Origin of the sequence: Pseudarthrobacter sp. NKDBFgelt (assembly GCF_046097905.1) — a bacterium.
Lineage (GTDB): Bacteria > Actinomycetota > Actinomycetes > Actinomycetales > Micrococcaceae > Arthrobacter > Arthrobacter polychromogenes.
Genome location: NZ_JBJURL010000086.1, coordinates 1 through 17,142, shown reverse-complemented (window position 1 = coordinate 17,142; position 17,142 = coordinate 1). Strand labels below are relative to the sequence as shown.

The window sequence follows — 17,142 nt, the reverse complement described above, 5'->3', positions numbered from 1 at the left end:
GGTGGGCGCCGTCGCCGCCTTCGCTCCCTCCGCCGGCGCGGGGCTGGTCAGGGCCACCAGCGAAGTGGCGGACTGGGTGGCCGTGCAGGTGGAACTCGCGGAGCTGGACGCCTCCCGCACCCAGCTGATGGAGGCCGAGGTGCGGGCCCTGCGCGCGCAGATCAGCCCGCATTTCATCTACAACTCGCTCAATGCCATCGCATCCTTCATCAACACGGACCCAGCCCGCGCCCGCGAGCTGGTGGTCGAGTTCGCCGACTTCACCCGGTACTCGTTCCGGCGGCACGGGGACTTCACCACGCTGGCTGAGGAACTCCGCTGCATCGACCGGTACCTGCTGCTGGAACGCGCCCGGTTCGGTGAACGGGTGCAGGTCAGCCTGCGGGTGGCGCCGGAAGTGCTCAGCACCGTTATCCCGTTCCTCAGCCTGCAGCCGCTGGTGGAGAACGCGGTCCGGCACGGGCTCGAGGCCAAGGAGGGGCCGGGACACATCAGCATCACCGCCAACGACGCCGGCGCGTTCGCGGAGGTGACCATCGAGGACGACGGCGTGGGCATGGATCCGGAGCAGCTGCAGTCCATGCTGGCCGGGCACACGGACGGCGAACATGTGGGCCTGCGCAACGTCGATGCCCGCCTCCGCCAGGTCTACGGCAACGACCACGGGCTGGTCATCGAGACCGCGCCCGGCGAAGGAACCCTGATCACCATGCGGGTCCCCAAGTCCCAGCCCGGGCACGATGCGTGACCCTGGCGGGGCCCTGCACGCGGGTGCCGGCACGGTGTCACGGCTCCGGAAAGCTACCCTAGGAGCATGATTAACGTCCTCGTCGTTGATGATGAGCTGCCCGCCGTAGAGGAACTGGCCTTCCTGCTGGGCAAGGACGAGCGCGTGGGCAAAATCCTCCGGGCCACCTCCGGCAGCGATGCGCTCAAAGCGCTCGCTTCCGCCCCTGTTGATGCCGTCTTCCTGGACATCCACATGCCGGCGGTGTCCGGCCTGGACATTGCCCGTGCCATCGCCGGGAGCAGCCGCCCGCCCGCCGTCGTGTTCGTGACGGCGGACGAGGACCACGCACTGGACGCCTTCGAACTCGCGGCAGTGGACTACCTGCTCAAGCCCGTGCGGGTGGAACGCCTGTCACGCTGCGTGGGCCGCATCAGTGAACTGCGCGACGGCGGCGCCGCCCCGGAGATGATCACGGTGGACCTGGGCGGGACCACCAAAATGATCAGGCGCGACGACGTGACGTACGTCCAGGCACAGGGGGACTACGCGCGGCTCCACACCGCCGAAGCCAGCTACCTGATCAGGGTTCCGCTTGCGGACCTCGAACAGCAGTGGGCGGATGCGGGGTTCATCCGGACGCACCGGTCCTACCTGGTGGCCCTCAAGCACGTGACCTCGATGAAGCTCGCCGCGGACGGTCCCAGCGTCACCGTGGCGGGTGCGAGCCTTCCCATCAGCAGGCGGCACCTGCCCACGGTCCGGGAAAAGCTTGAGGCCACCCGGATCAGGCCCAATACATGACCAGGGTGCGGGTGACGGCTCCACGTACAGCGGCGCGTCCGGCCAAGGAGACGAGGGAGGCCGCGCAGGACTCGGAAGTGGGCCAGGTGTTCGTCAGGTCCCTGATCAGATCCCAGCTGCGGCTGGCCCTGGTGGTGGCCGCCGGGTTCCTGCTGATCCTTTGCGCCTTCCCCCTGCTGCTCGCGGCCGTCCCCGGCCTGGCGGAAACCCGGGTGGCCGGCATTCCGTTCGCCTGGCTGCTGCTGGGAGCCGGCATCTATCCGGTCATCGGGCTCAGCGCGTGGCTGTACATCCGGACGGCGGCGCGCAACGAGGCGCGCTACCGGGACCTGGCCGAGGACCAGTGAGGGCACCGTGAACCCCGGAGTGGCGATAGCTGCCCTGGTTGGGGTGTCCGTGGCCACAGCGGTCATCGGCTTCTACGGCCTGCGGATTTCACGGACCACGGGTGACTTCTATGTTGCTTCCCGGACGGTCCGGCCGTGGTGGAACGCCTCGGCCATCGGCGGCGAGTACCTTTCCGCCGCCAGCTTCCTGGGTGTTGCCGGCCTGATCCTGCTGTCCGGCACGGATGCGCTGTGGTTTCCGGTGGGCTACACCGCGGGGTACCTGATGCTGCTGCTCTTTGTGGCCGCACCGCTGCGGAGGTCCGGGGCCTACACCATCCCGGACTTCACCGAGGCCAGGCTTGACTCCCTGCCGGTCCGCAAAGTGACCAGCCTGGTGGTGGTGCTGGTGGGCTGGCTGTACATCGTGCCCCAGCTCCATGGTGCTGCCCTCACCATCCGCATCACCACGGGCCTGCCGTCCTGGGTGGGATCCGTGGCGGTGGTGATCGTTGTGTGCCTCACCGTGGTGGCGGGCGGCATGCGCTCCATCACGTTCGTCCAGGCGTTCCAGTACTGGCTCAAACTCACCGCGCTTGCCGTACCCATCCTGTTCATCATTTTTGTCCTTGCCGGCAGCGGGACCGCCCCGCTCGCCCCGCCGTCGGTCAACCCCACCGGCGCGCCCCCTGCCGGCCTCTACCAGAACGTTTCGCTCCTGGTGGCCCTCCTGTTCGGAACCCTGGGCCTGCCGCACGTCCTGGTGCGCTTCTACACCAACCCGGACGGGCAGTCCGCCCGCCGCACCACGCTGATCGTCCTGGGCCTGCTGTCCGTGTTCTACCTGTTCCCCACCGCGTACGGGCTGGTGGGACGTATGTTCGCTCCCGGCCTGGCTACTGCGGGCCAGGCGGACGCCATGGTGCTGCTGCTCCCGGGGGAACTGGTGGGCGGAACGGCGGGCGACCTTTTGTCAGCCCTGGTGGTGGCGGGAGCCTTCGCCGCGTTCCTGTCCACCACGTCGGGGCTGGTGGTTTCCCTGGCCGGCGTTATCAGCCAGGACGTCCTGGGGGCAGGCGTGGGCAGCTTCCGGCTGGCAGCAGTCATTTCCGCCGTGGTGCCGCTGGGCTTTGCCTTCATGACCGATTCGTTCGCCCTCGCCGGGAGCGTCGGGCTGGTGTTCGCATTCACGGCCTCAACGGTCTGCCCGGTGCTGCTGCTGGGCATCTGGTGGCGCGGGCTGACCGACGCCGGCGCTATCGCCGGGATGCTGACCGGCGGGGTCCTGTGCGGCGGGGCAATGATCGCCGGAGCCCTGGCCGGGGCAGCCAGCACGCCCGGCTGGCTGGCCCAGCCGGCGGCGTGGACGGTTCCCGCCGCCTTTGCGGTGATGGTCATCGTGTCCCGCGCAACGTCGCAACGGATCCCCAAAACCATGTCGAAGGTGATGACCCGGCTGCACACCCCCGAGCGACCGCTGGCCACCGAACGCTGAGGCGGGGCCGGCAGGATCAGTCGATGGCAGCCATGAGCTCGACGACCCGGTCCAGGAAGGCATCCACCTGGGCTTCCTCGTACCCGTCGCGGCCCGCGGCGGGGCGGAAGACCGCCCGGCGGACACTGTCCACACTGAGCGGCTTGTCCTGCTCAAGGTAGGCGATGAGCTCACGGCACAGCCGGTCGACGTCGGCCGTGTTGTAGCTGCGGGCCTTCTTCTTGGCGGGGCGGCGGAAGCGGTCGCCGTCGGGCCTGTGCAGGCGGCCGCGCAGGATGCTCGAGAGGTGTCCGATCTCGCGCAGCCAGGCTTCCTCGCCGCTGGCAGCGATCAGCTCATCACGTTCCCGGCGTGCGAAGGCATCCTCGAGCCGGTCCAGGGCTGCGTCCACGATGGCGGCGGAATATCCGCCTTTGACGGGATCGAAGGAGACAGCCCGCACGTCCGCGCTGTTGATGGGCTGTGGTGCTGATTCCGGATTCTCCAGCGATACGCGCGCCTGCTGCAGGAACTGGTCCACCTGTTTGGCGTTGTAGCCGTACTCACCGCGCTGGACGCGCTCAAAGGACGCAGGGATCTGCCGATGAATGTCCAATGCCACTATGCTTCCTTCAATGCTCTTCCGCTGTGGTGCTTCTGCACCAGCTTATGTGTGCCGGGGGTTCTCTGCAGGTCCGGCAGGGTTTGTGTCAGGCGACGGACACCAGTCCGTACAGGATGAACGCGGCCGGGGACGCGAACACGATTGAGTCGAGCCTGTCCATGACTCCCCCGTGCCCGGGCAGGATGCTGCTCATGTCCTTGATGCCCAGTTCGCGCTTGACCATGGATTCAGCCAGGTCGCCTGCCGTGGAAGCCGCCACCAGGCCGACCGCCAGGACGACACCCACCCACCAGGGCTGGTCCAGCACATAAAGGCAGGCCAGGATTCCAATGAGGATGGCCCCGCCGATGGAGCCTGCGAAACCTTCCCAGGACTTCTTGGGACTGATCTTGGGCGCCATGGGGTGCTTGCCCAGGGACGCACCCACCAGGTATCCGAAGGTGTCGTTGGAGACCACCAGCAGGAGCATCACGGCCACCTGCCACGCGCCTTGGGGAACCGTGCCGCCCGGCCAGAGGCCCAGGGGCGTTGCACCGCCGGCCGCGTGCAGCGGCAGGATGGCGAAGCTGATGAAGAACGGCACCCAGCCGAGCGTGAAGACGCCAGCGAAGATGCTGTTGGCGGAACCTGCCGCGCTTTCGATGGACCGCCACAGGAGAACGGCCACTGAGCTCAGCAGCATCGCGAACAGGAGGCTCTCAATGCCTCCGAGGTAGGCGGCAAACGGCATGGCGACAGTACCCGTCATGACCGGGATGATGGGCATCCTGGTGCCGTTGGCCTCCAGGGCGCGGTAGATTTCCCACACGCCGAAAATGGCGAAGGTGGTGGTGACTGCTACGAAGGCAAGCGGGAGCAACAGCAGTCCGCCCAATACGGCGAAGAGCATTGCCAGGCCCACCACCACGGCGGCGGGGAGGTTCCTCCCTGCCTTCGGCGTCGGGTTGCTCCTGGGCTGCTTCCCCCGTATGCGCGCCCTGGATGCCGGGGCCTGATCTGCCTGGCCCATCAGACTTCGAGCAGCTCTGCTTCCTTGCGCTTGAGCAGCTCATCGATGCCGTCCACATGCGCCTTGGTCAGGCTGTCCAGTTCCTTCTCGGCCCGGGTGCCCTCGTCTTCGCCGGCTTCGCCGTCCTTGACCAGGCGGTCCAGGGTTTCCTTGGCCTTGCGGCGGATGTTGCGGATGGAGACCTTGGCGTCCTCGCCCTTGGTCTTGACGATCTTGACGTATTCCTTGCGGCGTTCCTTCGTCAGTTCCGGGATGGTGATCCGGATGACGTTGCCGTCGTTGGACGGGTTGGCGCCGACCTCGGAATCACTGAGCGCACGTTCGATATCCCGCAGCGCCGTCTTGTCGAACGGCGTGATGAGGATGGTGCGGGCGTCCGGGATGGCGAACGAGGCGAGCTGCTGCAGCGGAGTGGGTGACCCGTAGTACTCCACCAGGACCTTGTTGTACAGGCCCGGGTTGGCACGCCCGGTGCGGACGGAAGCGAAGTCTTCCTTGGCTACCTCTACGGCCTTGTCCATCTTTTCTTCGGCTTCGAGCAAGGTTTCTTCGATCACGGTCTCTCCTCAGATTCTGGTGCAGTCCGGGGCGCCGGGTCCATGCACAAACGTGGTTCTTTGATGCCGGCCCGTCCCCGCCCGCAGGGGCAGGAACGGAACAGTCCTGAAATCATCCTAGCTGTAGCTAGGTGGTGACCAGCGTGCCCAGCTTTTCGCCGAGGATGGCCCTGGTGACGTTGCCTTCGCCTTCCATGCCAAAGACCACCATGGAAAGGTCGTTGTCCTTGCACATGGTCATGGCGGTCTGGTCCATGACGCGGATGTCGCGGCGGAGGGCGTCGTCGTAGCTGAGGGTTTCCAGCCGCTCGGCGGTGGGGTCCTTCTTGGGGTCGGCGGTGTAGACGGCGTCCACGCCGCTCTTGGCCATCAGGACAACGTCGGCGTGGACCTCGAGGGCCCGCTGGGCGGCGACGGTGTCGGTGGAGAAGTACGGCAGGCCCGCGCCGGCACCGAAGATGACTACGCGGCCCTTTTCCATGTGGCGGATGGCACGGCGGGGGATGTAGGCCTCGGCGACCTGGCCCATGGTGATGGCGCTTTGGACCCGGGTTTCGACGCCGGCCTGCTCCAGGAAGTCCTGCAGGGCCAGGCAGTTCATCACGGTGCCGAGCATGCCCATGTAGTCCGCGCGGGAACGGTCCATGCCGCTCTGGGAGAGCTCCGCACCGCGGAAGAAGTTGCCGCCGCCGACGACGATGGCCACCTCCACCTGGGGAACGGCTGCAGCGATCTGCTTGGCGACGTCGCGGACGGTCTCGGGGTCAACGCCCAGCTTTCCGCCGCCGAAGACTTCACCTGAAAGCTTCAAGAGGACCCGGCGTCGGCTTTTCTCTGGCTGGATTACAGTGTTGACGGCTTCCATGATGCCTTCCCGTTGGTGGACTCTAAAAAGGTTATCCTGCTGCGCGGCCAAAGGTCTTATTCCGGCCTGCCCCATACGGAGGCCTCCCCCGCGCATGCAAAAGGGGCGGCCACCGAAGTGGCCACCCCCTTGCAGTTTCGGCTAGGAGCCGACGCGGAAACGCGTGAACGCGGTTCCCTTGACACCGGCCTCCGTGAGGACCTGCGCCACGGACTTCTTGGCGTCCTTCGCGAATGCCTGGTCAACCAGGACCTCACCCTTGTAGAAGCCGGTAACGCGGCCTTCCACGATCTTGGTGAGCGCGGCCTCGGGCTTGCCCTCAGCCTTGGCGGTCTCTTCGGCGATGCGGCGCTCGGACTCGACCAGGTCGGACGGGACGTCCTCGCGGGTCAGGTAGTTCGGAGCCATGGCAGCGATGTGGACTGCGACGTCGTGTGCTGCAGTTGCAGCGGCTTCGCCTTCACCGTCAACAGCGAACAGCACGCCAACCTGGGCCGGGAGGTCCTTGGAGGTTTTGTGCAGGTAAGCGTCAACCGTTGCGCCCTCGATGCGGGAGATGCGGCGGACAACAACCTTCTCGCCCAGGACAGCGCCTTCTTCGACGACGACCTCGGAGAGGGGCTTGCCGTCAACATCGGTGGCGAGCAGGGTCTCGAGGTCGGCAGCGCCGGACTCGACGGCGACGGCCAGGACCTTGTCGGCCAGCTGGATGAACTTGTCGGCCTTGGCCACGAAGTCGGTCTCGCAGTTGACCTCGATCATGACGCCGACGCCGTTGCTGACCTTGGCGGCCACCAGGCCTTCAGCGGTGGAGCGGCCTTCACGCTTGGTAGCGCCCTTGAGGCCCTTGATGCGGATGATTTCGATGGCCTTCTCGGCGTCACCGTTGGCCTCGTCAAGAGCCTTCTTGACGTCCATCATGCCGGCGCCGGTGCGCTCGCGCAGGGCCTTGATGTCCGCGGCAGTGTAGTTCGCCATGTGAACCCCTCTGTCTAGAAATGTGTGGTGGTGTACGGACTGACAGGACGGCAGCCCACGGGTGGGCCGCCATCCTGTCAGCAGCTCCGGCGCTGCAGGCAGCGCCGGAAAATCCGGATGTACTTGTGTTACTTGGCGTCTTCGGCGGGAGCCTCGGCAGCGGCCGGGGCTTTCTCGGCAGCGGCCGGGGCTTCCTCGGCAGCCGGAGCAGCAGCTTCTTCAGCGGCCGGAGCGGCACCCTCTTCAGCCTTGCTGCCTTCGAGGAGCTCGCGCTCCCATTCAGCCAGGGGCTCTTCCGGAGCTTCGGCAGCACCGGTGCCGCGGTTGTTGCGTGCGATGAGGCCCTCGGCAACGGCGTCGGCAACAACGCGGGTGAGGAGGTTCACGGAGCGGATGGCGTCGTCGTTGCCCGGGATCGGGAAGTCGACTTCGTCAGGATCGCAGTTGGTGTCCAGGATGGCCACAACGGGGATGTTCAGCTTCTTGGCCTCGTCAACGGCGAGGTGTTCCTTCTTGGTGTCCACGATCCAGAGCACGGACGGTGCCTTGGTCAGGTTGCGGATACCACCGAGGTTGGTTTCCAGCTTGGTGAGTTCACGGCGAAGGAGCAGCAGTTCCTTCTTGGTGTAAGCGGAACCGGCGACGTCGTCGAAGTCGATCTCTTCCAGTTCCTTCATGCGCTGGATGCGCTTGGAGACAGTCTGGAAGTTGGTCAGCATACCGCCAAGCCAACGCTGGTTGACGTACGGCTGGCCAACGCGGGTGGCCTGCTCGGCGATCGCTTCCTGGGCCTGCTTCTTGGTGCCGACGAAGAGAACGGTGCCGCCGTGTGCAACGGTGGCCTTCACGAACTCGTAGGCACGGTCGATGTAGGACAGCGACTGCTGCAGGTCAATGATGTAGATGCCGTTGCGCTCGGTGAAGATGAAGCGCTTCATCTTCGGGTTCCAACGGCGGGTCTGGTGTCCAAAGTGGACGCCGCTGTCAAGCAGCTGGCGCATGGTTACGACGGGCATGCCGGCGCTCCTTCCGGCAGGTCATTCATGAGAGAGCCCATGGCTCTCTTACCCTGCCAATAGTTGACGGTTTATTAGCGTGGCCCAGGCTGGGCCGTGCTCCTGGCATCCACCATGCTTCCCATCAGGACGATGGTCCTGACCGCAGGAGGCCTGATCCCCCGTCGGCGAGGCCGGAGCGTCGCTTGCAGGAGGGCTGGATGCGCGTAGTCAGCAGCTGCTCCCCCACACTCCTGAATGAGATGTGCCGACGCATTCCGGACACGGGCATATACCGTTGGAAAGACCACTGGGATATCCGCCGGACCGAAAGCATTGAGGGCGCAGCAAACTGCTCCACCAAGTGTACTACAGGCACCTTCAGCAGGAGGACACTGACGAGGACAGTAGCGACGCCGGCACGGGGCTTGTCCACATAGCCGAAGTGGGCACTTCCGGCGCCTTTGGAGCAAGAGCAATCTGGTGGCATGAAACCATCACGGCAGCTCGCGGCCCTTCTCCTGCTGCCCGCCTCGCTGGCCCCGGCCGGCGAGCCCCTGGCGTTCGGGCCGGTTTATTCCGTGCAGCAGGCGGGGCATTACCCTGCTGCCGCCAGCTCCCCGGCGGTAGCCGTGCCTTCGTGGCAATGGCCGCTTGCCCCGCGCCCGCAGGTGCTGCGGCATTTCGATCCCCCGCCCAAGCCCTGGCTCAGCGGCCACCGGGGCGTTGATTTGGGAGCAACGGCCGACGGCGCTCCGGTCACCTCCCCGGCGGCGGGTACCGTCAGCTTTATGGGCATGGTGGTGGACCGGCCGGTGATCACCATCGACCACGGGGATGGGCTGCGGAGCAGCTTCGAGCCCGTTGACAGCACCCTTGCCGCCGGGACCCCAGTGGCGGAGGGCCAGGTTATCGGCACGGCGCTTCCCGGGCACTGCCCTACCGTGCCCTGTGTCCACTGGGGCGTCCGGCGCGGGGAAGACTACGTGGATCCGCTGCAGTTCGTGATGGACCTGAGGCCATCGGTCCTGCTGCCCCTGGACTCCTAGGGAACAGAAGGCCGGACGTGGCCTGCCATGGACCCTAGACGATGGCTGAGATCCCGGTGATGGCCCTGCCGGTCACCAGCGTGTTGATCTCGTGCGTTCCTTCGTAGGAATAGATGGCTTCTGCGTCCGCAAAGATTTTGGCCATCTCAAAGTCCGTCACAATGCCGTTGCCGCCCAGGAGGCTCCTGCCGATCGCCACACTCTCACGCATCCGCGCGGTGGTGAAAGCCTTGGCAAGGGCGGACTGCTCATCCTTGGCCTCGCCGGCGTCCTCCAGCTGGGAGAGCCGGACCATCATGCCCATGGAGCTGACGGCATTGCCCAGGATCTGGACCAGCTGGCTTTGCACCAGCTGGAAGGATGCCAGCGGCCGGCCGAACTGGTGGCGCTCCACGGCATAGCGCCGGGCCACGTCGAACGCGGCCAACTGCTGGCCGACGGCCTGCCAGGCCACACCGAGCCGGGTGACCTTCAGGACCTTGTTGACGTCGCGGAAGCTGTTGGCGTTGGCAAGCTTGTAGAAGTCCGGCACCACCACGTTCTTCAGGCTGATGTCGGCGTTCTGGACGGTGCGGAGCGCAATCTTGTTCTCGATTTTGCTGGCGCTGAAGCCGTCGAGTGACGTGTCCACCAGAAACCCCTTGACCTTGTCATCGGCGAGGTCGCGGGCGTAGACCACCACCCAGTCGGAGAAGGTTGCATTTCCAATCCAGCGCTTTTCTCCATTGAGGATCCAGGAGTCCCCTTCCCTGCGCGCCGTGGTGCGGGTTCCGCCCGCGACGTCCGAACCGCCAAGCGGCTCAGTGAGGCCAAAAGCCCCGATCTTCTTCATGCTGTAGATGTCCGGGAGCCAGGCATCCTTTTGCTCCTGCGAAGCCAGCGCTTCGATGGAGCCCGTGAACAGCCCGTCATGGACTCCCATGAAGGTGGAAATGGAGGTGTCGGCGCGTGTCACTTCGGCGTGGACCAGGCCGGCGAACAAGTTGGAGTGGCCCTGCCGGTGGACGGGGCTGACCAGGTCGATGCCGGCAAGCTTCGGGATAAGGTCCATCGGGAACTCCCCCCGGTTCCAGCAGTCCACGGCGATGGGCCGCACTTCGCGGGCCAGGAACTCCCTGACCTCCGCCAGCCGGTCCCGCTCCTTGTCGCTCAGCAGCTGTTCGAAGGCGTAGAAGTCGCCATCGGCATAGGGAAGGTCGTTGAGGTCGGCAGCGGTGGTGGACATGGTTACCTCACAATGATCAGCGGTGACCGGAGCTCGCCAGGAAGGAGCACGGTAAGTTACTGCTCAGTAACATACCGCAGATCGAAGGCTTAAGAAAGAAAACCGCGGCCGGCATGCATGCCGGCCGCGGTTTCCGCGTTGGGGTAGGGCTACTCGGACTTGAACCGAGGACCTTAGGATTATGAGTCCCGCGCTCTAACCAGCTGAGCTATAGCCCCTCATGCCCGGAACCTCCCGCGATCGGTACGCGGTGGCAGGGCAAAATTACTCTAGCAAACCCGGGAAAGCGTTCAGACCACCTTGTCCTCGAAGCGCGCTCCGCGGTACAGGTCCTCGAAGGTCTGCAGCGTGCCATCGATGCTGTGGGGCTCCACCATCTGCCGGCTGGCCTGTCCCATAGCGGCACGCTGGTCGGCAGGGAGCTCCAGGACCATGGTGATCTTCTTGGCGAGGTCGTCGCTGTCGTTCGGCGTGAACAGGTAGCCGTTTTCGCCGTCGCGCACCAGGTGCGGCAGGGCCATGGCATCCGCCAGCACTACAGGAGTGGAGGCGGACATCGCCTCGAGCGTGACCAGGGACTGCAGCTCCGCCGTTCCCGGCATGCAGAACAGGTCGGCCTGGATGTAGGCCCGGCGCAGTTCCTCGTCACTGGCGAGGCCCAGGAACTTTACCCGGTCCGTCATGCGCAGCCGGCGGACCAGCTCCTCCAGGGAGGAGCGCACCTCGCCGCCGCCGACAATTTCCAGGTGGACGTTGAGTTCCGGCGGAGTCTTGCTGACGGCTTCGATGAGCACATCCACGTGCTTCTCCTCGGCCAGCCGCCCGGCAAACACCACGGTGGGGTGCGGGTGGGGTTCGATCTGCTCGCCGGGCTGGAGTTCGTAGGCTGCGGAGTCAATGCCGTTGGACAGCGGCAGCACCTTGCGCAGGAAGGCGTGCTGGTGCATGGCCTTGGCGGCGAGCGGGGTGGGCGTGGTGACCACGTCCGCCTTGCCCATGACCTTGCCCATGTCCTTCCAGGAGATCCGGCCGATAATGTCCTTGAACCACTGGGGAAACGGCAGGAACGGGTTGAGGTTCTCCGGCATGAAGTGGTTGGTGGCAACGATCCGGACGCCGCGTTTCACGGCCTCATAAAGGACGTGCTCGCCGATCATGTAGTGGCTCTGGATGTGCACCACGTCGGGTTTCACCCGGTCGAAGAGGAGGCTGATCTCCTTCTTGATTTCCCAGGGAAGGCAAATCCGGAAGTACTCGTGTGTGGGGACGCCGTGGGAGCGGAGCCTGTGGACTGTCCCTTCGCGCCGAAACTCCGTGAAGCTCTTTCCGTTGTCCGCGCGGCAGGCCAGTACATGGACGTTGTGCCCGCGGCCGGTCATTCCCTTGGCCAGGCGGTAGCCGAACTGTGCTGCTCCGTTGATGTGGGGCGGATAGGTGTCTGCAGCGATCAGGATGGTCAGGGGACGCTGGTCTGCGGGCGTGGTCACGTGGAGAGCTCCTGATGGTCACGGTGCGCACAGCATGTACTGGCAGCACGGTTGGCCGCCGGCGCGGTGGCGCCTGGCCTCGTGGTGGATCTTGCTTGCGTAAATAACGGCGGGATCTGGTGGTCAGTGGCTAGCGGCTCGCCCGGCCCACGGCCTTCCGCGCGTCCTTCTTGCGCTTCGTGACCTCAGGATGGTGCCTGGAAAGGGCGATCACCCCAACGATAGCAAGGGAGGCAGCGGTTCCCATGGCAATGGCCATCACGGCGTGGACATCCGGCCGCAGTTCGCCGAGGATCACAATGCCGATGGCTATACCCACCAGGGGATCAATGACGGTCAGGCCTGCGATCACCAGGTCCGGCGGACCCGACGAGTAGGCGCTCTGGACAAACCACGACCCCAGCCCGCCCGCGGCGATGAGTGCCACCACCGAATACCACTGCACATTCAGCAGGAACAGCCCGTTCGGATCGAGCAGGTGCTTGCCGATGATCCGGGTCAGGACGGCAACGAACCCGAAGAGGACCCCGGCGCCAAGGATATAGACGAAGGCGTTGATCCGGTGCCTGAACATCACGGCCAGGGTGCCGAAGAGACCCACGGCGAGGGCCAGCAGCAGCACGATGGTGACCTCGTCGGCGACGGTTACGTCGTGGTTTTCCTGCGTGACGTTGACCGCCAGGAGGACGAAAAGCGCAGAGCCCGTCACGCAGGCCGCGATGGCCACCACCGTTGCCCTGTTGATGGTGAGGTTCTGGTCCTTGGCATTGATGATGGTGGTGATCACCAGGGCGATCGCGCCTATGGGCTGGACCACAGTGAGCGGTGCGGACACGAGTGCCACGGCGTTCATGGCCATGCCGGCACACAGGAGCAGGAGGCCGAACACCCAGCGGGGATTTCGAAGCAGGCGCAGGAAGCCGTTGGAACTCAGGGCCAGGCCGCCCGTGTCGGCTTTGACGGCGCTTCCCTGGCGCTGCGCACCAAGGGCCAGGCAGAACGCGCCAAGCAGCGCAAGCCCGACTGCCAGCCATACCATCAGGCGGTCCCGTCGTCGTGCTGTGCCTGCATTCTGCCCTTTCGCAGGATGGCCCAGAAGTAGTTGTAGGCAGCGATCCAGTGGCCGACCAACCCCAGGCCCAGGACTATCCACGCGGCGACGAACAACCCGGCGGAGAACCCTGTGTCCAGCCGTGAGAGGACCAGCATGGGGGTCCCCAGCAGCAGCAGGCCGGTGCGCACCTTGCCAACCACGCTCACGGGAAGGTCAGGGTGGCCACGGAAGAAAAACAGCGTCATGGTCAGCAGGACAGCGTCCGGAACCACCAGGGCGGCCAGGTAGAGCCAATGGACGACGCCGGCAATCACCAGCGTGACAGCGACCGCTATCAGCGCCAGCCGATCCGCAATCGGGTCCAGGACCCTGCCAAGTTTCGAGGTTTGGTCAAAGCGGCGGGCGATGTACCCGTCAACCCAGTCGGTGCTGGCCATGACGGCAAGGACCACAACGGCGGCACCGTATTCCTTCTGGGCCAGGACAAGCCAGATGAAGAGCGGCACCCCCATGAAGCGCACCACGGTCAGCAGGTTGGGGATGGTGAACACGATATCGTGGTCCACCTGGGGGCGTCCGGGACGGGAGCCGGCACCAATGAACTTCACCCCGTCCCCCTTCCTTCCTGCTGCCCCCTGCGAGCGATATTGCCGTTCCCTGAACTTCCGGGGGCTGCCGAAGAGCCTGCCCGGTGCCGGTGCTAGTACGTCCGGAGGAGCTTGCGCACCAGGACCAGGAAGACGGTTCCCGCGGCGATAAACGCTGCCAGCGGCTTCCAGCGCTGCTCCAGGTCCGCGGATCCGGACAACGCTGCGAATTTCCGGCCGGCAATATCCCTGCCGTGGCCGGCCAGGGCCTGGCCTTCGCGCAGTTTGTCCTGGGCGGTTGCCAGCAGGTACCTGCCCTGGGGCTTGACATCCAGTTCGGTTCCGAGTTCGTCGCGCACTTCGGTGAGGTGGTGGCGGCGCTGGCTGAGCCGGCGCACCAGCTCCGGTTCGGAGGCGTGCGGGAATTCCTTCTCGTGTTCAGCGGCCTTGGCTGCCTTCTCGGCCTTGGCCTTGGCAGCCGCTTCATCCTTTGCGGCCTTCGCCGCCTTGGCTTCGGGACTCTGCGGGTCAAGGACAGCCGGGTTGAAGGCGGAGCCTTCTTTGACCACGCCGATATCGTGTCTGATGCCGCGGATGGTCTCTTCCAGCATGAGCGGCATGGCCTTTTTGAACTTCCGGGCACCGATCAGGCCGCCGATCAGCGCGATCAGCAGGAAGGCCGCGGACACCAGGAGGGCGGCCAGCCAGGCCGGCATGATGGTTGCCAGTCCCATGATGGCTGCCACGATGAGGCCGACCACAAGGAAGAGGAGGAAAACGAGAGCGACGGCGAAGAAGGCAGCGGCGACTCCAACCTGGATTCCCTTGCGCTTAAGCTCAATCTTCGCGAAGGCGATTTCGTCGTTGAGCTGGCGCGGCGCCAACCGGAAAAGGAGTTTAAGCGTCCTGGGCAGCGCAGTGATGCGCAATCCCTGGCTGGTACGCCCGCTGTGACGTCCGCTCATCGGTTCCGCCTTACTGGTTATGGGTCGAATCGGCTTCCGTGTGCTGCAGGAAAGTGCAGCTGCACAGTCCCCGCACCAAAACTATCATTCAGGTTCAGGGCGAACTTCGGGGCTTGCCGGGCGGCGTGGCCTACAACGCTGCAAAATTAGGCAGCGCCGGGCCTAGGATTGATCTCCGTGACCATTCCCAGCAATCCGGGCGACCTGTTGAGCCGCCGCCGGAAACTTTTGTACATCCTGCTGCTCGGCGCCCTGACGGCGTTGGGTCCGTTCACGATCGACCTTTACCTTCCGGCGTTCCCGGCCCTGGAGGCGAGCCTTGGCGTGACCGAGGCCCAGGTCCAGCTGACCCTGGCCGGCACCACCGTTGGATTCGCCATCGGCCAGCTGGTGGTGGGCCCCTTCAGCGACAGGTTCGGCCGCCGCACCCCGCTTATCCTGGCGACGGCCGTCCACATTGCAGCTTCCGTGGGCGCCGCCCTGTCCACTGACATCACCACCCTGGGCATTTTCCGCGTGCTGATGGGCGTGGGGGCTGCCGGCGGCGGCGTTGTGGCCATGGCCATGGTCCGGGACCTGTTTTCCGGATACGCCATGGTGAAGATGTTTTCCCGCATGGCGCTGGTGAACGGGCTGGCACCCATCCTGGCGCCCGTGATCGGTTCACAGCTGCTCCTGGTGATGGAATGGCCCGGGATCTTCGTGTTCCTTGCCGCCTACGGGACGCTGGTGATCACCTCCGCCCTGTTCCTGGTCCGTGAGACCCTGCCGCCTGAAAAACGCCGACAGAGCGGCATGACGGCCCGCCAACGCTACCGGGTCCTTTTCAGCGACAGGGTGTTTGTCGGTTTGCTGCTGGTGGCCGGGCTGAACTTTGGCGGCCTCTTCACGTACCTGTCGGCCTCCCCTTTCCTGTTCCAGGACGTTTTCGGCTTCTCCCCGCAGGAGTACGGCCTGCTGTTCGGCATCAACTCCCTGGGTATTGTTGCCGGCATCCAAACCAGCGCACGCCTCATCCGCCGGGTTCCGCCGCAGTGGATCATCGCTGCCGCCACTGCCTGGATGTTCGTGATGGCCACGCTGATCGTGGTGTTCGACCAGCTGGGCTTCGGCTTGTGGGGCGTGCTGGTTCCCCTGTGGTTCTACATCCTGGGGACGGGGTTCATGTTCCCCTGCGTGCAGGTGCTCGCCCTGGCCGGCCATCCGGGCCAGGCCGGCACTGCGGCCTCCCTGCTCGGGTTCTCGACGTTCATGATGGCGGGCCTCATCTCACCGGTGGTTGGCTGGCTGGGCATCACCAGCGCCGCCCCCATGGGCGCGGTGCAGGGAGCATGCATCCTGCTGGCCATGGCAGCCCTGTGGCTGGTGGTCCGGCCACGTACCGTTCCGTCGATCCACTGACGCCGTGAAGAACACGCCAAAGCGCAGGCCGCACCGGAACCGCCGGGGACTTTTCCTCGGAGCGGTGATTGGCGCCGTCGCGGGCTACTTCGCCGGCCGGGCCCTGGGCAACCCTGCCATGGGCATTGTCCTGGGCATGGTTGCAGGGTCGGCACTGCTGTACCGCGTCAACCCGGGGCCCTGGAACCGACCCTGACGCCGCACCGCAGGGGCGGAAGCAAAACGCGTGGCGGGCGTGGAGTACCTGCCACCCGCAGGGCGCCCGCGATAAAATAGTGTTTGTGCCCACCTGGCAGGAACAACCGCCGCTTCCGGCCACATGGCAACGGTGCGATCACCGGATACTGCCACTGTGGTGGGAACGGCTGTGTGCCCAGGCGGGCGAACAGTCAGCAGCGCTGTATGCGGCGGGACTGTTTACTGATGACCGGCGGAGGCCCATCGCGCAGTGGTACAACCCCGCTTTCAATGCCGCGCTGCTGGTAGCCCCTGAGGCCTCCCCCGAATGGCCGGTACAGCGCTTCGGTATCTTCTACGCGCCGCCGGACACCGGAGTGGTGCGAATCCATTCGGCTCCCCACGAGTGGAACCCCCGCCAGCCCCGGACGTCACCCACCGAAAAAGAGGCGTTCCTGGCCGCCATTGCGGAGGCGGAGCGCTTCCTGCAGGTGGAGATGGACTTCGTCTGAGAAACAAAAATCCCCGTGCCTCACAAAGGAGGAACGGGGATTTTCTGTGTTGCTCCTCCTGCTGGACTTGAACCAGCAACCCTTCGATTAACAGTCGAATGCTCTGCCAATTGAGCTAAGGAGGAATGAAGCAGGTATGACACTAGCAAAGGTTTCCGACCAAAGTGAAATCGGCGCTAATCCGGGGTGGAACGGGCAGTTGCGGGCATAAAAAATCCCCGTTCCGGAGACCGGAACGGGGATTGTGCGCTCCTCCTGCTGGACTTGAACCAGCAACCCTTCGATTAACAGTCGAATGCTCTGCCAATTGAGCTAAGGAGGAATG

At 65.2% G+C, this 17,142-nt stretch carries 19 protein-coding genes and 3 tRNA genes; 8 read left to right on the top strand and 14 right to left on the bottom strand.

The window, feature by feature from the left end; genetic code table 11:
• From ACKAE7_RS17980 to ACKAE7_RS17965, 4 genes are all read left to right on the top strand, one after another.
• Nucleotides 1–748 (top strand): sensor histidine kinase (locus ACKAE7_RS17980; protein ID WP_408979916.1); only part of this gene is annotated, 748 nt, incomplete at its 5' end.
• Nucleotides 749–814: 66 nt separating this feature from the next.
• On the top strand, nt 815–1,531 hold the full coding sequence (locus ACKAE7_RS17975) for a LytTR family DNA-binding domain-containing protein (protein ID WP_188809322.1): 717 nt from the start codon (nt 815–817) through the stop codon (nt 1,529–1,531).
• Entirely contained in the window at nt 1,528–1,878 is a 351-nt protein-coding gene (locus ACKAE7_RS17970) for a DUF485 domain-containing protein (protein ID WP_104185237.1), read from the top strand. The genes ACKAE7_RS17975 and ACKAE7_RS17970 overlap by 4 nt, the downstream gene beginning before the upstream one ends.
• Before the next feature lie 7 nt (nt 1,879–1,885).
• Entirely contained in the window at nt 1,886–3,352 is a 1,467-nt protein-coding gene (locus ACKAE7_RS17965) for a cation acetate symporter (RefSeq protein WP_188732160.1), read from the top strand.
• Nucleotides 3,353–3,368: 16 nt separating this feature from the next.
• Here ACKAE7_RS17965 and ACKAE7_RS17960 read toward each other — a convergent pair whose 3' ends face one another.
• The 6 genes from ACKAE7_RS17960 to rpsB all read right to left on the bottom strand — a co-directional run bounded on the left by ACKAE7_RS17960 (nt 3,369) and on the right by rpsB (nt 8,381).
• Nucleotides 3,369–3,953, bottom strand: coding sequence for a DivIVA domain-containing protein (locus tag ACKAE7_RS17960; protein WP_408979915.1), 585 nt, complete (start codon nt 3,951–3,953; stop codon nt 3,369–3,371).
• An 88-nt stretch (nt 3,954–4,041) separates the two neighbouring features.
• Nucleotides 4,042–4,965 carry a phosphatidate cytidylyltransferase gene (locus ACKAE7_RS17955; RefSeq protein ID WP_408979914.1) on the bottom strand — a complete coding sequence of 308 codons (924 nt, stop codon included), beginning with the start codon at nt 4,963–4,965 and terminating at the stop codon, nt 4,042–4,044.
• Nucleotides 4,965–5,522: a ribosome recycling factor gene (gene frr, locus ACKAE7_RS17950; RefSeq protein WP_066274709.1), complete on the bottom strand. Its 558-nt coding sequence runs from the start codon at nt 5,520–5,522 to the stop codon at nt 4,965–4,967. The genes ACKAE7_RS17955 and frr overlap by 1 nt, the downstream gene beginning before the upstream one ends.
• A 127-nt stretch (nt 5,523–5,649) precedes the next feature.
• Entirely contained in the window at nt 5,650–6,387 is a 738-nt protein-coding gene (gene pyrH, locus ACKAE7_RS17945; protein ID WP_066274706.1) for a UMP kinase, read from the bottom strand.
• Nucleotides 6,388–6,528: 141 nt separating this feature from the next.
• Complete coding sequence (tsf, locus tag ACKAE7_RS17940) at nt 6,529–7,365, bottom strand: translation elongation factor Ts (RefSeq protein ID WP_066274704.1); 837 nt, start codon at nt 7,363–7,365, stop codon at nt 6,529–6,531.
• Nucleotides 7,366–7,493: 128 nt separating this feature from the next.
• Nucleotides 7,494–8,381, bottom strand: a complete 888-nt coding sequence (gene rpsB / locus ACKAE7_RS17935) for a 30S ribosomal protein S2 (RefSeq protein WP_408979913.1) — start codon at nt 8,379–8,381, stop codon at nt 7,494–7,496.
• A 467-nt stretch (nt 8,382–8,848) separates the two neighbouring features.
• Between rpsB and ACKAE7_RS17930 the strand changes: the two genes are divergently transcribed.
• Entirely contained in the window at nt 8,849–9,409 is a 561-nt protein-coding gene (locus ACKAE7_RS17930; protein WP_408979912.1) for a M23 family metallopeptidase, read from the top strand.
• Nucleotides 9,410–9,443: 34 nt separating this feature from the next.
• On the opposite strand, the gene ACKAE7_RS17925 is transcribed toward ACKAE7_RS17930, so the two are convergent.
• The 6 genes from ACKAE7_RS17925 to ACKAE7_RS17900 all read right to left on the bottom strand — a co-directional run bounded on the left by ACKAE7_RS17925 (nt 9,444) and on the right by ACKAE7_RS17900 (nt 14,727).
• Entirely contained in the window at nt 9,444–10,634 is a 1,191-nt protein-coding gene (locus ACKAE7_RS17925) for an acyl-CoA dehydrogenase family protein (RefSeq protein ID WP_190613568.1), read from the bottom strand.
• 144 nt (nt 10,635–10,778) lie between these two features.
• Nucleotides 10,779–10,852: transfer RNA gene (locus ACKAE7_RS17920), tRNA-Ile, on the bottom strand.
• A gap of 72 nt (nt 10,853–10,924) precedes the next feature.
• A complete protein-coding gene (locus tag ACKAE7_RS17915) occupies nt 10,925–12,121 on the bottom strand; it encodes a glycosyltransferase (RefSeq protein WP_408979911.1) in 1,197 nt (398 codons plus the stop codon).
• Between the two features lie 130 nt (nt 12,122–12,251).
• Nucleotides 12,252–13,160, bottom strand: a complete 909-nt coding sequence (locus tag ACKAE7_RS17910; RefSeq protein WP_188809316.1) for a DMT family transporter — start codon at nt 13,158–13,160, stop codon at nt 12,252–12,254.
• On the bottom strand, nt 13,160–13,783 hold the full coding sequence (locus tag ACKAE7_RS17905) for a CDP-alcohol phosphatidyltransferase family protein (RefSeq protein WP_191036057.1): 624 nt from the start codon (nt 13,781–13,783) through the stop codon (nt 13,160–13,162). Before ACKAE7_RS17905 ends, ACKAE7_RS17910 begins: the two co-directional genes overlap by 1 nt.
• A gap of 92 nt (nt 13,784–13,875) precedes the next feature.
• On the bottom strand, nt 13,876–14,727 hold the full coding sequence (locus ACKAE7_RS17900) for a phage holin family protein (protein WP_408979910.1): 852 nt from the start codon (nt 14,725–14,727) through the stop codon (nt 13,876–13,878).
• 177 nt (nt 14,728–14,904) lie between these two features.
• On the opposite strand from ACKAE7_RS17900, the gene ACKAE7_RS17895 reads away from it, so the two are divergent.
• The 3 genes from ACKAE7_RS17895 to ACKAE7_RS17885 all read left to right on the top strand — a co-directional run bounded on the left by ACKAE7_RS17895 (nt 14,905) and on the right by ACKAE7_RS17885 (nt 16,817).
• Nucleotides 14,905–16,128, top strand: a complete 1,224-nt coding sequence (locus ACKAE7_RS17895; protein ID WP_188809314.1) for a multidrug effflux MFS transporter — start codon at nt 14,905–14,907, stop codon at nt 16,126–16,128.
• A gap of 4 nt (nt 16,129–16,132) precedes the next feature.
• On the top strand, nt 16,133–16,324 hold the full coding sequence (locus ACKAE7_RS17890; protein ID WP_188809313.1) for a hypothetical protein: 192 nt from the start codon (nt 16,133–16,135) through the stop codon (nt 16,322–16,324).
• Between the two features lie 85 nt (nt 16,325–16,409).
• Nucleotides 16,410–16,817: a hypothetical protein gene (locus ACKAE7_RS17885; RefSeq protein ID WP_188809312.1), complete on the top strand. Its 408-nt coding sequence runs from the start codon at nt 16,410–16,412 to the stop codon at nt 16,815–16,817.
• A gap of 52 nt (nt 16,818–16,869) precedes the next feature.
• Here ACKAE7_RS17885 and ACKAE7_RS17880 read toward each other — a convergent pair.
• Nucleotides 16,870–16,942: transfer RNA gene (locus ACKAE7_RS17880), tRNA-Asn, on the bottom strand.
• Between the two features lie 124 nt (nt 16,943–17,066).
• Nucleotides 17,067–17,139: transfer RNA gene (locus ACKAE7_RS17875), tRNA-Asn, on the bottom strand.
• Nucleotides 17,140–17,142 lie beyond the last annotated feature (3 nt).

Coding starts and splice junctions, on each gene's coding strand:
- ACKAE7_RS17910 (WP_188809316.1), bottom strand. CDS start 13,160: ATGGTATGGCTGGCAGTCGGGCTTGCGCTGCTTGGCGCGTTCTGCCTG.
- ACKAE7_RS17955 (WP_408979914.1), bottom strand. CDS start 4,965: ATGGGCCAGGCAGATCAGGCCCCGGCATCCAGGGCGCGCATACGGGGG.
- pyrH (WP_066274706.1), bottom strand. CDS start 6,387: ATGGAAGCCGTCAACACTGTAATCCAGCCAGAGAAAAGCCGACGCCGG.
- rpsB (WP_408979913.1), bottom strand. CDS start 8,381: ATGCCCGTCGTAACCATGCGCCAGCTGCTTGACAGCGGCGTCCACTTT.
- ACKAE7_RS17930 (WP_408979912.1), top strand. CDS start 8,849: ATGAAACCATCACGGCAGCTCGCGGCCCTTCTCCTGCTGCCCGCCTCG.
- ACKAE7_RS17925 (WP_190613568.1), bottom strand. CDS start 10,634: ATGTCCACCACCGCTGCCGACCTCAACGACCTTCCCTATGCCGATGGC.
- tsf (WP_066274704.1), bottom strand. CDS start 7,365: ATGGCGAACTACACTGCCGCGGACATCAAGGCCCTGCGCGAGCGCACC.
- ACKAE7_RS17900 (WP_408979910.1), bottom strand. CDS start 14,727: ATGAGCGGACGTCACAGCGGGCGTACCAGCCAGGGATTGCGCATCACT.
- ACKAE7_RS17975 (WP_188809322.1), top strand. CDS start 815: ATGATTAACGTCCTCGTCGTTGATGATGAGCTGCCCGCCGTAGAGGAA.
- ACKAE7_RS17970 (WP_104185237.1), top strand. CDS start 1,528: ATGACCAGGGTGCGGGTGACGGCTCCACGTACAGCGGCGCGTCCGGCC.